Origin of the sequence: Collimonas sp. OK412 (assembly GCF_900112135.1) — a bacterium.
GTDB lineage: Bacteria > Pseudomonadota > Gammaproteobacteria > Burkholderiales > Burkholderiaceae_D > Collimonas > Collimonas rhizosphaerae.
The window spans coordinates 99365-114911 of record NZ_FOLC01000016.1; the positions used below are offsets into that span (position 1 = coordinate 99365).

At 59.6% G+C, this 15547-nt stretch carries 17 protein-coding genes and 1 other RNA gene; 9 read left to right on the forward strand and 9 right to left on the reverse strand.

What is annotated here, in order from left to right; genetic code table 11:
* Nucleotides 1-126: 126 nt before the first annotated feature.
* From BM062_RS17050 to BM062_RS17060, 3 genes are all read left to right on the forward strand, one after another.
* Nucleotides 127-1275, forward strand: a complete 1149-nt coding sequence (locus tag BM062_RS17050; RefSeq protein ID WP_092398986.1) for a branched-chain amino acid ABC transporter substrate-binding protein — start codon at nucleotides 127-129, stop codon at nucleotides 1273-1275.
* Nucleotides 1276-1520: 245 nt separating this feature from the next.
* Nucleotides 1521-2666 carry a branched-chain amino acid ABC transporter substrate-binding protein gene (locus BM062_RS17055; protein WP_371326599.1) on the forward strand — a complete coding sequence of 382 codons (1146 nt, stop codon included), beginning with the start codon at nucleotides 1521-1523 and terminating at the stop codon, nucleotides 2664-2666.
* A 264-nt stretch (nucleotides 2667-2930) separates the two neighbouring features.
* Entirely contained in the window at nucleotides 2931-4058 is a 1128-nt protein-coding gene (locus tag BM062_RS17060; RefSeq protein ID WP_092398990.1) for a branched-chain amino acid ABC transporter substrate-binding protein, read from the forward strand.
* Between the two features lie 70 nt (nucleotides 4059-4128).
* Here BM062_RS17060 and BM062_RS17065 read toward each other — a convergent pair whose 3' ends face one another.
* Complete coding sequence (locus BM062_RS17065) at nucleotides 4129-4440, reverse strand: c-type cytochrome (protein WP_092398992.1); 312 nt, start codon at nucleotides 4438-4440, stop codon at nucleotides 4129-4131.
* A gap of 162 nt (nucleotides 4441-4602) precedes the next feature.
* On the opposite strand from BM062_RS17065, the gene BM062_RS17070 reads away from it, so the two are divergent.
* The 4 genes from BM062_RS17070 to BM062_RS17085 all read left to right on the forward strand — a co-directional run bounded on the left by BM062_RS17070 (nucleotide 4603) and on the right by BM062_RS17085 (nucleotide 8278).
* Nucleotides 4603-4833: a TIGR04438 family Trp-rich protein gene (locus tag BM062_RS17070; RefSeq protein ID WP_092398994.1), complete on the forward strand. Its 231-nt coding sequence runs from the start codon at nucleotides 4603-4605 to the stop codon at nucleotides 4831-4833.
* A 69-nt stretch (nucleotides 4834-4902) separates the two neighbouring features.
* Complete coding sequence (locus tag BM062_RS17075; RefSeq protein ID WP_092398996.1) at nucleotides 4903-5796, forward strand: LysR family transcriptional regulator; 894 nt, start codon at nucleotides 4903-4905, stop codon at nucleotides 5794-5796.
* Nucleotides 5797-5801: 5 nt separating this feature from the next.
* Nucleotides 5802-6656, forward strand: a complete 855-nt coding sequence (lgt, locus tag BM062_RS17080) for a prolipoprotein diacylglyceryl transferase (RefSeq protein WP_092398998.1) — start codon at nucleotides 5802-5804, stop codon at nucleotides 6654-6656.
* 62 nt (nucleotides 6657-6718) lie between these two features.
* Nucleotides 6719-8278, forward strand: coding sequence for a malonate--CoA ligase (locus BM062_RS17085; protein ID WP_092399000.1), 1560 nt, complete (start codon nucleotides 6719-6721; stop codon nucleotides 8276-8278).
* Here the strand turns inward: BM062_RS17085 and BM062_RS17090 are convergent.
* From BM062_RS17090 to BM062_RS17110, 5 genes are all read right to left on the reverse strand, one after another.
* Nucleotides 8265-8726, reverse strand: coding sequence for an EVE domain-containing protein (locus BM062_RS17090; RefSeq protein WP_092399002.1), 462 nt, complete (start codon nucleotides 8724-8726; stop codon nucleotides 8265-8267). The genes BM062_RS17085 and BM062_RS17090 overlap by 14 nt on opposite strands.
* Nucleotides 8727-8814: 88 nt before the next feature.
* A non-coding RNA gene (ssrS, locus tag BM062_RS17095) (6S RNA) lies at nucleotides 8815-8995 on the reverse strand.
* Between the two features lie 100 nt (nucleotides 8996-9095).
* Complete coding sequence (locus BM062_RS17100) at nucleotides 9096-9407, reverse strand: cell division protein ZapA (protein ID WP_092399004.1); 312 nt, start codon at nucleotides 9405-9407, stop codon at nucleotides 9096-9098.
* The gene (locus tag BM062_RS17105) at nucleotides 9404-9640 is read right to left on the reverse strand and encodes a DUF904 domain-containing protein (RefSeq protein ID WP_092399006.1); all 237 of its coding nucleotides are present in this window, start codon (nucleotides 9638-9640) and stop codon (nucleotides 9404-9406) included. The genes BM062_RS17100 and BM062_RS17105 overlap by 4 nt, the downstream gene beginning before the upstream one ends.
* A 68-nt stretch (nucleotides 9641-9708) precedes the next feature.
* Complete coding sequence (locus BM062_RS17110; protein ID WP_092399008.1) at nucleotides 9709-10218, reverse strand: FUSC family protein; 510 nt, start codon at nucleotides 10216-10218, stop codon at nucleotides 9709-9711.
* A gap of 216 nt (nucleotides 10219-10434) precedes the next feature.
* Here BM062_RS17110 and BM062_RS17115 point away from each other — a divergent pair, with 216 nt between their 5' ends.
* On the forward strand, nucleotides 10435-11034 hold the full coding sequence (locus BM062_RS17115) for a glutathione S-transferase (protein WP_092399010.1): 600 nt from the start codon (nucleotides 10435-10437) through the stop codon (nucleotides 11032-11034).
* 70 nt (nucleotides 11035-11104) lie between these two features.
* Nucleotides 11105-12310 carry a lactonase family protein gene (locus tag BM062_RS17120; protein WP_092399012.1) on the forward strand — a complete coding sequence of 402 codons (1206 nt, stop codon included), beginning with the start codon at nucleotides 11105-11107 and terminating at the stop codon, nucleotides 12308-12310.
* Between the two features lie 26 nt (nucleotides 12311-12336).
* Here BM062_RS17120 and BM062_RS17125 read toward each other — a convergent pair whose 3' ends face one another.
* The 3 genes from BM062_RS17125 to fdhF form a co-directional block, all read right to left on the reverse strand.
* Nucleotides 12337-12561, reverse strand: a complete 225-nt coding sequence (locus BM062_RS17125) for a formate dehydrogenase subunit delta (RefSeq protein WP_092399014.1) — start codon at nucleotides 12559-12561, stop codon at nucleotides 12337-12339.
* A gap of 52 nt (nucleotides 12562-12613) precedes the next feature.
* Nucleotides 12614-13429: a formate dehydrogenase accessory sulfurtransferase FdhD gene (fdhD, locus tag BM062_RS17130; RefSeq protein ID WP_092399016.1), complete on the reverse strand. Its 816-nt coding sequence runs from the start codon at nucleotides 13427-13429 to the stop codon at nucleotides 12614-12616.
* Between the two features lie 17 nt (nucleotides 13430-13446).
* Nucleotides 13447-15547, reverse strand: a 2101-nt coding sequence (gene fdhF / locus BM062_RS17135; RefSeq protein WP_092399030.1) for a formate dehydrogenase subunit alpha, incomplete at its 5' end; no start/stop codon positions are given.

The following is a 15547-nucleotide window of genomic DNA, read 5'->3' on the forward strand; positions in this document are numbered from 1 at the left end:
CTATGCGAAGCGTTTTTTATGTTGTAACGTTGCTCTATTCGGACAAGTTCGAATAAATAACAAATAAGCAGCGGACGGTGAAACTGTAACTAGTTTGTTTTATTTTAAATCCTCAGGAGGATATTCATGCAGAACAAGATCAAATTGATTCCGTTGGCAGGTGCAGTTGCCATGGCTTTCGCTTTCGCAGGCTCGGCTTCGGCGCAAGAAACAGTCACCATCGGCCAGGTCAGCCCGCTCACAGGTCCTAACGCGCACATCGGCAAGGACAATGAAAACGGCGCCAAGATGGCAATCGATGAACTGAATGCCAAAGGCACCATGATCGGCGGCAAAAAAGTGACTTTCGTATTGGCTTCAGAGGATGACGCCTCCGATCCGAAACAAGGCACCGCAGCTGCGCAGAAACTGGTGGACGCCAAGGTCAAGGGTGTTATCGGCCACATGAATTCCGGCACCACCATTCCTGCATCGAAGATCTATTTCGACGCCGGCATTCCGCAAATCTCGCCTTCCGCCACCAATCCGAAATACACCCAGCAAGGCTTCAACACGGCATTCCGCGTAGTCGCCAACGATGGCCAGCTGGGCGGCACCCTGGGTCGCTATGCGGTCAATACCCTGAAGGGCAAGAATATTGCCGTGATCGATGACCGTACCGCCTACGGCCAAGGTGTTGCGGAAGAGTTCACCAAGAGCGCGAAGAAGGCCGGCGCTACCATCGTGGCGACGCAGTTCACCAACGATAAAGCGACTGACTTCAACGCCATCCTGACTTCGATCAAGGCAAAGAACCCGGACGTGATCTTCTTCGGCGGCATGGACGCTGTCGGCGGTCCGATGCTGCGCCAGATGGACCAGCTGGGCATCAAGGCCAAGTTCATGGGCGGCGATGGCTTGTGCACCACTGAGCTGGCCAAGCTGGCTGGCGCAGGCTTGAAAGACGACCAGGTAGTTTGCGCTGAAGCCGGCGGTGTGCCGGATGCAGGCAAGGCTGCGCTGGAAGCCTTCAAGGTGGCTTACCAGAAGAAATTCAACCAGGAAGTCGTGATCTACGCACCGTACGAGTACGACGCGCTGATGGCGATGGTGGCGGCAATGCAAAAAGCCGGTTCCTCCGATCCGAAGAAATATCTGCCTGAGCTGGCCAAGATCCACTACAAAGGCGTGACCGGCGATATCGCTTTTGATCCAAAGGGCGACATCAAGGACGGTTCGCTGACCTTGTACACCTACAAGGATGGCAAGCGCACCCTGCTGACCGTGACAAAATAATCGTCGCGCGTCCCTGATAAAAACGCCCCGGCAGCCGGGGCGTTTTTTTTCGCCTGTTGAAAACCCGCACGCCATTCCGCCGCCTGCCCTAATCCCCGCATGGATCGCAAGGGTATTGCTTAAAATGCAGGAAAAGACCTATACGAAGGTTTTGTTATGTTGTAACGTTTGCATGTTCCGCTCGTTGGGCAGCGGAAATTGCTTTCACTTACCTTGTATAAACCATCAGGAGGAAACACGTGCAGATGAAGAACAAAATGTTGCCGCTGGCTGCAGCAATCGCATTGGCGCTGGTCGCTGCAGGCTCGGCGCATGCTGAAGAACAAATCGTCAAGATCGGCCATGTCGGCCCGGTTACCGGCCCTTCCGCCCACCTCGGCAAAGACATGGAAAACGGCGCCAAGATGGCGATCGAAGAATTGAACGCCAAGGGCATCACCCTGGGCGGCAAGAAAATCAAGTTCGTGCTGCTGGCGGAGGACGATGCATCCGATCCCAAGCAAGGCACCGCGGCGGCGCAAAAACTGGTGGACGCCAAGATTGACGGCGTCATCGGCCACCTGAACTCCGGCACCACGATTCCCGCATCGAAAATCTACTACGATGCCGGCATCCCGCAAATTTCACCCGCGGCCACCAGCCCGAAGTATACGCAGCAAGGCTTTAACAGCGTGTTCCGCGTGGTCGCCAACGACGGCCAGCTGGGCGGCACCCTGGGACGCTACGCAGCCACCACGCTGAAAGCCAAGAATATCGCCGTGATCGACGACCGCACCGCCTACGGCCAGGGCGTTGCGCAGGAATTCGCCAAGGGCGCAAAAAGCGCGGGCGTCAATATTGTCGCCACCCAGTTCACCAACGACAAGGCAACCGACTTCAACGCCATCCTGACCTCGATCAAGGCCAAGAATCCGGACGTGATCTTCTTCGGCGGCATGGATGCGGTAGCCGGTCCGATGCTGCGCCAGATGAAGGCGCTCGGCATCAAGGCCAAGTTCATGGGCGGCGATGGCATGTGCACTGCCGAGCTGGGCAAGCTGGCCGGCGACGGACTGGCCAACGACCAGGTGGTTTGCGCGGAAGCCGGCGGCGTCGAGGAATCGGGCAAGAAGGGCCTGGAAGATTTCAAGGCGGCATTCCAGAAAAAATTCAATGCCGAAGTCAAGCTGTACGCGCCCTACTCCTACGATTCGGTGATGACCATGGTGGAAGCCATGCAGAAAGCCAACTCCGCCGATCCGAAGAAATACCTGCCGGAACTGGCCAAGATCCATCACAAGGGAGTAACCGGCATGATCGCCTTCGACGCCAAGGGCGACATCAAGGACGGCACGCTGACCCTGTACACCTACAAGGATGGCAAGCGCACTTTGCTGACCGTCACCAAGTAAATAACATTCACCTGCCGTTCATGAAAGCGTCCCGGCCTCAGCGCCGGGACGCTTTTTTTTATTTCAATCGCCGTTGCCCTGCGCTTTACGCAGATCGTTCTGTCGAATTGACAAAAAAACATATAAAAGCGCTTTGCGCAGCTTTTGTATTGTTGTAACGTTTAAGACCCTGACCAGACTGAAGCCGAAGTCAGCGGCTCCAAAAATTTTTACCATCAATAACATTGCAAATCATCAGGAGATAATCCAGTGCATACCATCAGAATGATTCCGCTGGCCGCAGCCGCCGCCTTGTCCCTGTCCACCAGCGCATACGCGCAGGAACAGGTGGTCAAGATTGCCCATGTCGGCCCGATCACCGGTCCCATTGCCCATCTCGGCAAGGACAACGAAAACGGCGCCAGGATGGCGATCGAAGAATTGAACAAACAAGGCATCACGCTCGACGGCAAGAAAACCCGGTTCGTATTGATGGCGGAAGACGACGCATCCGATCCCAAGCAGGCGACCGCGGTTGCGCAAAAACTGGTGGACGCCAAAGTTGCCGGCGTCATCGGCCACGTCAATTCCGGCACTTCGATTCCCGCATCGAAGATTTATTACGACGCCGGCATTCCGCAAATCTCGCCGTCGACCACCAGCGCCAAATACACCCAGCAGGGTTTTAACACGACCTTCCGCGTGGTGGCCAACGACAGCCAGCTGGGCGGCGCCCTGGGCCGCTACGCAGCCAACACCCTGCATGCCAAGACAGCCGCCGTGATCGATGACCGTACCGCCTATGGCCAGGGCCTGGCGGAGGAATTCACCAAGGCTGCCAAGGCTGCCGGCATGACTATCGTGGCGACCCAGTACACCAACGACAAGGCGACCGACTTCAACGCCATCCTGACCTCGTTCAAGGCCAAGAAACCCGACGTCGTATTCTTCGGCGGACTCGACGCCGGCGCCGGCCCCATGCTGCGCCAGATGAAGCAGCTGGGGATCCAGGCCAAGTTCATGGGCGGCGACGCCATCTGCACTTCCGACCTGCCCAAGCTGGCCGGCGACGGCATCAGCAACGACCAGGTGATCTGCGCGGAAGCCGGCGGTGTGGAAGAGTCAGGCAGGAAAGCGCTGGACGCCTACAAGACCGCCTACAAGATCAAGTACGGCAAGGACATCGTGATCTATGCGCCGTACACCTACGATGCCCTGATGACCATGGTGGACGCCATGCAAAAAGCCAAGTCTGCCGATCCGAAAAAATACCTGCCGGAACTGGCCAAGATCCACCACCAGGGCGTGACCGGCATGATCTCGTTTGACGCCAAGGGCGACATCAGGGACGGCAGCATCACCTTGTACACTTACCGGGGCGCGCAACGCTCCCAGCTGACGGTAACCAAATAAAGGTCCTGGTCTTCCCCCCAAAAAAAATGGCGCTCGATCGAGCGCCATTTTTTTTGCCTTGCCAGCGGAATTACTTCTGCGACAAAACCCATTTCACCAGGGTATGCGCTTCAGCCTCGCTGACTTGCGGATTGGCCGGCATCGGGATCGCGCCCCAAGTGCCTGATCCGCCCTTCATCACTTTCAGCACCAGCTTGTCTTCCGCATCTTTTTGACCCGCGTATTTTGCTGCAACGTCCTTGTATGCCGGGCCGACCACTTTGTTTTGCACCGAGTGGCATGCCATACAGTTCTTGCTCTTGGCCAGGTCCAGGCCGGCGTCCGCCAGAGCGGATCCCGAGGCCACTGTCCCCAGCAGTGCACAGATCAACAAACGTTTCATTCTTATCTCCGTCAAAAAATGTGACACCATTTTACCTGCCCGCGTGCATTGTCTCATATCCCTGAAACACCTACATACATCTGGAATCCGACATATCAGACCGACATCCGTTGACCACAAGCATCTTTCGCCCTATCCTTTCCGCAAAGAAAAGGGAATGCCATGCCACTGATTATCATTATCGTTTCGTTAATAGCGTTAAAATACTTCGAAGTCGGCCCGTTTGCCGGCATCTCCTGGTGGTGGATCGCCGCTTTGATGGCGGTGGCCTTTATCTGGTTCGAGTTCCTTGAGCGGCTGTTGGGCCTGGACAAGCGCAAGGCCCACGAGGAAATCGAAAAGACCAGGAAAGACCGGGTCAAGAAGACTTTCGACCCCCATAAACGGCGCTGAAACGCGCGGGACTGCACAACATAAGCCGGTACCTCCCGGCTTTTTTATTAGCCCCATGGGCTCGGATCCATGAACATAGAGCTGCGGCAATTGCGCTATTTCGTCGCGGTTGCTGAAGAAAGACATTTCGGCCGCGCCGCGCTGCGCCTGCACATGACACAGCCGCCGCTGTCGCAAGCGATCCAGGCGCTGGAAGCCAACCTTGGCACGCCGCTCTTTGCCCGCACCAAGCGCAGCGTAGCGCTGACGCCGGCCGGGCTGGCCTTGCTGCCGGAAGCGCAGCGCCTGCTGCAGCAGGCCGCTACCCTGCCCGACCTGGTGCGGCGCGCGGCTTCGGGCGAATCCGGCCTGCTCACGCTATCGTTTGTCTCGACCGCCGACTACAGCATCCTGCCGCCGCTGCTGCGCGCTTTTCGCGAAGCTTATCCGCAGGTGCAGATCGACCTGCAGGAAGCCACCAGCGACCTGCAGCTGGCGCAGCTGATGGAGGGCCGGATCGACGCCGGCCTGCTGATCCCGCCGCTGCCGGACAAGGCCAAGCTGGCGCTGGATTACCAGCCGGTGCTGGCGGAACCGCTGATCCTGGCCGCGCCCAGCGGCCTCAAGGCGTTGCGGGCGAAAGGCAGGATTGCGCTGAGCTCTGTGGCCGACATGCCCCTGATCATTTTCCCGCGCCGCATCTCGCCCGGCTTCCACGACACCATCCTCGGCTGCTTCCGCGCCGCCGGCGTCACCCCGCATATCGGCCAGGAGGCGATCCAGATGCAAACCATCGTCGGCCTGGTGTCGGCTGGCATGGGGATCGCGCTTGTGCCACAATCGGTGTCGAACCTGCAACGCCCGGGGGTCGACTATCGTGAATTGCAGGACCAGGCGCCGTTGGTCGAAACCGGCCTGGCCTGGCGCCGCGATAATGTTTCACCGGTACTGCAAGCCTTTTTGGAATTGTTACGAAAGAAATAAAGAATATGCTGATTCATCCCCTGCCCGATCCGATCGCCTTTTCCCTCGGTCCGCTCCATGTACGCTGGTACGGCTTGATGTACCTGCTGGCGTTCATCCTGTTTATCTGGATCGGCAGGATCAGGATCAAGCAGCCGCATGTCGCCGCCGCCGGCTGGAAAAAAGAGGACATCGACGACATGCTGTTTTATGGCGTGCTGGGAGTGGTGATCGGCGGCCGCCTGGGGCAGGTGCTGTTTTACGATCCTTCCTTTTATTTCTCGCATCCGGCCGAAATCATCGCGGTCTGGAAGGGCGGCATGTCGTTCCACGGCGGCTTTCTCGGCGTCATGATCGCCATGGCCTGGTGGGGCCGCAAGGCGGGCCGCAAGCTGATGGACATCATGGATTTCATCGCGCCCCTGGTGCCGCTCGGCTACGCTGCAGGCCGCCTCGGCAATTTCATCAACGGCGAACTGCCGGGTCGGGTGGTTTCCGATCCGTCGCTGCCATGGGCCATGATCTGGCCGAATGTCGACAGCCTGCCGCGCCATCCGTCGCCGATCTACCAGATGCTGGTCGACGGTATACTGCTGTTCATCATCCTCTGGATATTCTCGCGCAAGCCGCGGCCGCGCATGGCGGTGGCGGGCATGTTCTCGCTGCTGTATGGCTGCGCCCGTTTCTTCACCGAATATTTCCGCGTGCCGGACTATAACGTGACGTTCGGCGACATCACCATTTCCGCCGGCCAGATGCTGTCGGTGCCGATGATCGTGCTGGGCATCGTGCTGCTGGTGATCGCTTACCGCAATCCGCGCCAGTATGCCGGCCCCGCCGATGCGCCGCCGGCCAAGGCCGCAACGCGCTCTGCTACCTGAACCGGCATGCGCCTGGCAGCCAGCCAGGCGCATGTTTCCCGCACGCCTTCCCCGCCCTGAACATGACCGCCAATCTTTACGCCCTTTTTGCGTCGCGCTTCCCGGCCGACGACACAGCTTGCTGCATCGAAACCCATGACGGCCAGTACTACAGCTGGGGCGACATCGAACACGCTTCCGCCCGCATCGCCAACCTGCTCGCCAGCCTGGATTTGCCGAGCGGCGCGCGCATCGCCGCGCAGGTGGAAAAATCGCCCGAGGCGCTGATACTCTACCTGGCGACCCTGCGCGCCGGGTTTGTCTACCTGCCGCTGAACACCGCATACCGTGCTGCCGAAATCGCATATTTCATCGGCGATGCGGAACCGGCGGTGTTTGTCTGCACGCCGCAAAATTTCGGCTGGGTAGCGCAGATTGCATTCAAGGCCGGCACCGGCCACCTGTTCACCCTGGATGAAGGCGGCAACGGCCGCAGGAATTCCGGCTCGCTGCTGGCGCGCGCCATGCACCATCCGGATTCATTCGACACGGTTGAAAAACAAGCCGACGACCTTGCCGTCATCTTGTATACCTCAGGCACCACCGGCCGCAGCAAGGGCGCCATGCTCTCGCACGGCAATATCGGCTCGAACGCCCAGGTGCTGCAGCAATACTGGCACTGGCAGGCCGGCGACGTGCTGCTGCATGCGTTGCCGCTGTTCCACATCCACGGCTTGCTGGTGGCGGCCAACGGCGCGCTGCTGAACGGCAGCAAGATGATTTTCCTGCCGAAGTTCGAGGCCGCCGAAGTCTGCCGCCAGCTGCCGCACAGCACCGTCTTCATGGGCGTGCCGACCTATTACGTGCGGCTGCTGGCGCATGGCGGCTTCGACCGCCACGCCTGCCGCAATATCCGCCTGTTCGTGTCCGGCTCGGCGCCTTTGCTGGCCGACACCTTTGCCGAATTCGCGGAGCGCACCGGCCACACCATACTGGAGCGCTATGGCATGAGCGAAACCGCCATGCTGACCTCCAACCCGTATGCGCAGGAACGGCGCGGCGGCACCGTCGGCCTGCCGCTGCCGGGCGTCTCGCTGCGCTTGATGAAGAGCGACCAGGCAGGCCACGGCGCGCTGTGCGGCGCAGGTGAAATCGGCGACATCCAGGTCAAGGGGCCGAATGTGTTCCATGGCTACTGGCGCATGCCGGAAAAGACTGCGGAGGAGTTCACCGCCGACGGTTATTTCAAGACCGGCGACGTCGGCAAATTCGATGACGAGGGTTACCTGGCGATCGTCGGCCGCAGCAAGGACCTGATCATTTCAGGCGGCTATAACGTCTATCCGAAGGAAGTTGAAAGCGTGATAGATGAAATCGATGGCGTGCTGGAATCGGCGGTGATCGGCATTCCCCACGCCGATTTCGGCGAGGCGGTGACCGCGGTGATCGTCAAGCGGCCCGAAGCCAGCCTGACGACGGCGGATGTGATCGCCATGATGAAAACCTCGATCGCCAATTTCAAGGTGCCCAAACAGGTGTTCTTCGCAGAAGAACTGCCGCGCAACACCATGGGTAAAGTGCAAAAGAATGTATTGCGCGAGCGTTATGCGCTACCGGCTGCGGGCAGCGTCACGCCTTCATGAGCTTGGCGATATGGCGCCATTCGGCGGCGCTGACCGGGGTGATGGAAAGGCGGTTGCCGCGGCGCAGGATCTGCATGTCGGCCAGCGCTTCCTGCTGCCGCAATTCCGGCAGGGGAATCAGCCGTGTCTTGCGCAAGGCGCGCACGTCGACCAGCATCCAGCGCGGGTTTTCGCGATCTGCCTTGGGATCGAAATATTTGCTCTTCGGATCAAACTGCGTGTCGTCGGGATAAGGCGTGCTCGCCACCTCGGCCAGTCCGGCGATGCCCGGCACGGCGCAGCCGGAATGGTAAAACAGCACGCCGTCGCCGACCTGCATGGCATCGCGCATGAAATTGCGCGCCTGGTAATTGCGCACGCCGTACCAGGCGATGGTTTGTCCGGCCATGGCCAGGACATCGTCGATGCTGGCGTCGTCCGGCTCGGATTTCATTAGCCAATAATTCATTTCGCCCCTAGTCTGGATATCAGAAAGAAAGTTAGAAACAAGCCGGCAATAAAAAAAGCGGCTGCACATGCATGCAACCGCTTCAGAATCAAGTCCCGCCTGTGCCGCTTTGTCGGCATCCTGAACCAAAGCAGTTCAAGTTGGCCGCAGTTAGTTCAATTTCGGGTTCATCGGACTAGCGACGCTCACACCTATCGAACAAAATTCCGCAGCCGTTGCGTATAAATGGTTCAAGGATTTTATGACAATCGCGAACACGGCAGGAGACGTTAGTCTACTCCAAACGCATCCCAAGTCAAACCCCTTTTGCCGAAAGTTTTTCCTGCAACACGACCGGCAACACGGCCTGCAGCATGGCTGGCCGCAGGGTCAGAACAAGTCTTCCTGCGCTGCCAGGGCTTCATCCAGGACCGTATGCATTGCAGTTATATTCTGCTTCACTTCCGACATGGTGAGGTCGGACAACGGACCGGCAGGCGCTTTGCTGCCCAATAATTCGGCAGCGATGCCAAGCGCGGCGATGACGGCGATGCGGTCATTGCCGCGGATTTTTCCAGCGTCGCGGATGGCGCTCATTTTGCCGTCCAGGTAAGCCACGGCTTCCTGCAGCGCCTTTTCCTCGCCTTCCTTGCAAGCCAAGGTATAGGGCTGGCCCATGATGTTAACGCTTAACTGGCTCATGTAAGCTCCTGATCTTGCGACTCTTGCGATAACTCTTGCGGCAACGCAGGAAATTTCTCAAGCAGTGCGGCAACCCGCTGGTGCGCTTCGCCGATGCGTTGCTTCAACTCTTCGTTTTCACTCTGCAAGCCGGTTGCACGCAGGCGCAGCTGGGCGTTTTCCCGGCGCAAGGTGTGCGTCAACTCAGCCAGCTGGCCGATTTTTTCTGATAATTGATGGAATTCTGAAATCATTTTGTCACTATAGTGTTGCTAAGGAAATTACGTCAATAGATTAGACCAATGAATCTCGCGGCCGGCCATCAATTCGTGCTGGGCGCCAATCGCTTGAGCGCATAGGAATACGCCAGCGACTGCAATAATGCCACGGTACTGCCGACGATCACCTCACCGACCCGCAACAAAGCATACTCCAGCTCCTGGTGCAGCCCTTTGCCGCCGATCGCAGCGGACATCAGGATCACCACGGTCGCCGGCCCCAGGCGCCAGTTGGCCGGATAGTTCTGCAACAGCATGGCTACCAGCACCGATGTTGCCAAAGCAACCAGCAAGGACAGGAATCCCGGGCCGAACAGCACCAGCGCCAGGCAGGCAACCACGCAACCGTTCAAGGTATTGATCAAGCGGGCCCGGAAATTCGCCTTGGCCAGGTTGACATCCGGCTCGGTCACGATAATCAGGGAAATCATGGCCCAATACGGCTCTTGCAAACCCAGGGCGCGCAATCCGTACCAGGTGATCAGCGCGCCGGTCAGGATCTTGACCAGGTAAACCAGGGCATTTTTTCTGGGGCTAATGAATTGGAAGTCCATCCCGGCCTTTAAAATCACGATGCGAGCGCCATTTTAGCCGAGAACACGGCGCATCCCGAGATTTCAGCGCCTGGCGTTCTGACAGCAGGCGCCGCCCAAGGTTCGTCCATTGCGGCGGTGAATTGACGCATTGCCGTTCAATTCAAGCGCCTTGGCTGCCGGCGAACGGGAATTTCTGCTATTTTGTTAACGCCCGCCTGCCATGGATACGCTTACTTGAAACCGATTTTATTCACCTTCCGCCGCTGTCCCTATGCCATCCGCGCCCGTCTTGCGATCAAGATCAGCGGCGTCGAGGTGGAAATGCATGAAGTCAGTTTGAGGAACAAACCGCAAGCGATGCTGGACTGTTCGCCCAAAGGCACGGTCCCGGTCCTGAAATTGGCGGATGGCCCGCCGCTTGAACAAAGCCTGGACATCATGCACTGGGCGCTCGCACAGCATGATCCGGCACAGTGGTTAAGCCCGGACCCCGCAGTGCGGCAGCAGGCGCAAGAACTGATCCAGCAGAATGACGGCCCGTTCAAGGGCTGGCTGGACCGCTACAAATATGCCGCGCGTTTCCCGGAATATCCCGCTGCCCATTACCGGGCCCAGGGCGAAGCCATCCTGGCGCAGCTGGATGCGCGCATTGCACGCCACGGATTCCTGTGCGGTGAAAGGCCGGGCCTGGCCGACATGGCCATCTTTCCGTTCATACGGCAATTCGCACACGTTGACGAAGCATGGTTTTATGCCAGCGAATACAAGAGCCTGGCAGCTTGGCTGGACCAGCTGCTGGCGTCATCGTTATTCGATTCGGTGATGCAAAAATGATGCGAACCCGCCACCCTGGCGCAATCCGGGCAGCTTCGGTTCTTGCGAAACAAATGGCACAGGAGAAAAGATGCAACACCAGAGACCTTTCATTCGCGGCGCCAAAAGAATGGCGCTTTCCATCGCACTGCTTACCATGACCAGCATGCCGCTAAAAGCCGAAACCCCGTCCCCTGCCCTGTTTGCCTATGTCGGGACGTATAACCCCAACGGCGAAGGCGTATACCTGTTCAAGGTGGACAGCCAGTCTGGCGCGCTGAGCCGGGTGAAAGTCGTCAGCACGCTGCCCAACGCAGCCCAGCTCAATCTCGATGCGGCCGGCAAGACCCTGTATGTGGCAAGCGAGGTAGCCAGCTATAACGGCAGCCAGCATGGCGTGCTGGCGGCGTATGCGGTGAACCGCAGCGACGGTTCGCTGACGTTGTTGAACCAGCAGGATGCGCAGGGCAAGAATCCGGTCTATGTGTCGCTGACGCCAAGGCAGGACTACCTGCTGGCCGCCAACTACGGCAGCGGCTCGGTGGCTTCGTTCCCTGTAGCGAAAGACGGCAGCCTGCTGCCGGCAGTGTCGGTCCGGCAAAGCGCCGGCCCGGCGGGAGCGGCGCGGCCGGAAGCCGCGGCCGTCGGCAGCTTTGCCGCCAGCGACCACAATGGCCCGCACGCGCACATGATCGCCAGCGACCCCAGCGGCAAGTTTGTCTTTTCAACCGACCTTGGACTGGACCGTGTCTACCAATGGCGCTTTGACCAGGACAGCGGCAGCCTGACGCCCAACACGCCGGCCTTCATCGACGCATCATCGGCGGGCGCCGGCCCGCGCCATTTCGTGTTCCACCCCAATGGCAAATATGTCTACCTGATCAACGAGGAAGCCTCGACCCTGACGCTCTACCATTTCGACCAGGCCAGCGGGACGCTGCAGGAACGGCAAACCATCTCCAGCCTGCCGCAAAACTACCAGGGCACCAGTTTTGCCTCCGGGCTGACCCTGAGCCATGACGGCCGCTTCCTGTATGTGGCGAACCGCCTGCACAACAGCATCGCCCAGTTCGCCGTCGGCGCCCAGGGCAAGCTCAGCTGGGTAGGCGAAACCTGGACCCGCGGCGATTATCCGCGCGGCATCGTGATCGAACCGCAGGGGCGCTATATCTATGCGCTGAACCAGCGCAGCGACAACATCACCCAGTTCGCCATCGACAAGCACAGCGGCAAGCTGGAATTCATCGACAGGTATACCGGGCTGGGCAGTCCTTCGCAGATGGTGTTTGTGCGCTAGCGCGATGCTGCGGGCGACACCGGAAGTTACTGCAAGGTGGCGGCGTGCAGGCGCACCGCCTCCAGCACCATCGGATTGAGCTCCGGCCCGCCTTGCGTATCGATATACGCCAGCAGTTCGCGCCGCATGCGCGGCTCCCAGCTGCGCTTCAGGTGGCTGGCGAAATCCGCCATCGCCTGCTGGCGGTCGGGCATGGTCTCGAAGAATGCGCCGATCTGATTTGCCATCTTCACCAGGTGTTCCAGATTCATACGACTACCCTTTCTGCTGCGATTCTACGGTTGGCGGCCGGGCCGGCAAGATTCATGGCAGCAGCCGCTGCGGATTGGCGTACACCACGTGGCCAGGCTCCCGTACGAAACCCAGCAGGGTGACGTTAGCCTGTTCCGCCAGGCGGATCGCCAGCGCGGTCGGCGCCGACACCGCAACGATAAAACCGCAGCCCATGCTGGCGGCTTTCTGCACCATTTCATAACTGGCACGGCTGGTAATCAGCACCGCGCCGCTGGAAAAATCCCGGCGCGGATTTTCTTGCGCCAGGGCCCCGATCAATTTGTCGAGGGCGTTGTGACGGCCGACGTCTTCCCGCACCAGCGCGATCTTGCCGTCAGCCTGCAGCCATGCGGCAGCATGGGTAGCCCCGGTCACCTTCTGCAAATGCTGTTGCTGCTGCATCTGCGCCATCGCCGCGTAAATGCCGGCCGCCGAAAACCGCGCGGCGGAAACCACCGGCGCCGGCTTGCGCACTGCCTGCTGCAAGGTTTCCGCGCCACACAAGCCGCAGCCGGTACGGCCGGTCAGGTTGCGCCGTTTTTCCTTGAGCGCGACAAAACGCTCGGTGGCGATCTGCATCTGCACCTGAATGCCGTCGGCCGCTGTGACGATCTCGCAATCGAACAGCTCGCTGCGATCCTGCAAGATGCCCTCAGTCAAGGAGAACCCCAGGGCAAAATCTTCCAGGTCGGCCGGCGACGCCATCATCACGGCGTGCGAAATGCCGTTGTATTCCAGCGCCACCGGCACCTCTTCCGCAACCACGTCGCGGCTCTTGCCGACGGCGCCGTTACGCCACTGCTCGACGTCGACTTCGGTGCTGCTGGCGTATTCGGGTGAAACCATGTTTTTCCTCTGTACCGTTATTTGCTGACCGCCGCCTCGGCCGCCTGCCCCTGCAGCAGCTTCAGCTGCTGCTCGGTGAAACGGCTGAACTGCTTCTGCCATGTGGACGGCTGGCTGACCGGCATCACCTGCACCGCAGTCACTTTGTATTCGGGACAATTGGTGGCCCAGTCGGAATTGTCGGTGGTGATCACATTCGCGCCCGATTCCGGGAAATGGAATGTGGTGTACACCACGCCAGGCTGCACCCGTTCGGTCACCGTAGCGCGCAATACCGTCTGCCCGGCGCGCGACTCGATGCCGACCCAATCGTCATCCTTGATGCCGCGGTCCTCGGCGTCATGCGGATGGATCTCCAGCCGGTCCTCGCTGTGCCATTCGACATTCTCGGTGCGCCGGGTCTGGGCGCCGACATTATATTGCGACAAGATGCGGCCGGTAGTCAGGATCAGCGGGAATTTCAGCGTCACCTTTTCATCGGTGGCAAAGTATTGGGTATTGATGAACTTGCCCTTGCCGCGCACGAATTCCCTGATATGCATGATCGGCGTGCCGTCCGGCGCCGCGTCGTTGCATGGCCATTGCAGGCTGCCGGCCTGCTCCAGCTTGGCGTAGCTGACGCCATGGAAAGTCGGCGTCAGCGCGGCGATTTCATCCATGATTTCCGACGGATGCGCATACGGCATGTCATAACCCATGGCTTTGGCCAAGGCCACCGTGACTTCCCAATCCGACAAGCCGCCCTTGGCCGGCATCACCTTGCGCACGCGCGAGATGCGCCGTTCGGCGTTGGTGAAAGTGCCGTCCTTTTCGAGGAAGGACGAACCGGGCAGGAACACATGCGCATATTTCGCGGTCTCGTTGAGGAACAAGTCCTGCACCACGATGCATTCCATGTTCGACAGCGCCGCCGTCACGTGCTGGGTATTCGGATCGGACTGCACGATATCCTCGCCTTCACAGTACAGCCCCATGAAGCTGCCGTCGAGCGCGGCATCGAACATGTTCGGGATGCGCAAACCCGGCTCAGGGCTCAGCGTGACGCCCCAGGCTTGCTCGAATTCGCCGCGCACGGTGCTGTCCGATACATGGCGGTAACCGGGCAATTCATGCGGGAAGGAACCCATGTCGCAGGAACCTTGCACATTGTTCTGGCCGCGCAGCGGATTGACGCCGACGCCTTCGCGGCCGACGTTGCCGGTCGCCATCGCCAGGTTGGCGATGCCGATCACCATGGTCGATCCCTGCGCATGTTCGGTGACGCCCAGGCCATAGTAGATCGCGCCGTTGCCGGCAGTGGCAAACAGGCGCGCGGCGCCGCGCAACTGGTCCGCAGGCACGCCGGTGATAGCGGCCGTCATTTCGGGAGAATTCTCCGGCCGCAGCACGAATTCCTTCCAGTCGGCATACGATTTCTGGTCGCAGCGCTCGGCAACGAAGTCTTCTTTCTGCATGCCTTCGGACAAGATCACGTGCGCCAGCGCGGTAATCAGGGCGACGTTGGTGCCGGGCCGCAGCTTGAGGTGGTAATCGGCCTGTACATGCGGCGACTTCACCATTTCAGTGGTGCGCGGATCGACCACGATCAGCTTGGCGCCCTGGCGCAGGCGGCGTTTCATTTGCGAGGCAAACACGGGATGCGCAGCGACCGGATTGGCGCCGATGACCATGATCACATCTGACTTCATGACCGAATCGAAAGTCTGGGTGCCGGCCGATTCGCCCAACGTCTGCTTCAAGCCGTAGCCGGTCGGCGAATGGCAGACGCGGGCGCAGGTATCGACGTTGTTGTTGCCGAAAGCAGCGCGCACCAGCTTCTGCACCAGGTAGGTTTCTTCATTGGTGCAACGGGAGGAAGTGATGCCGCCTATCGAATCCTTGCCATGCTTGGCCTGGATCCGGCGGAATTCGCCGGCGGCGTACGTCAACGCTTCGTCCCACGACACTTCGCGCCACGGATCGGTGATCTTGCTGCGTATCATCGGCTTGGTGATGCGGTCCTTGTGGGTCGCGTAACCCCAGGCAAAACGTCCCTTGACGCAGGAATGGCCATGGTTGGCCTGGCCATCCTTGTGCGGCACCATGCGCACCACTTCGTTGCCCTTCATCTCAGCCTTG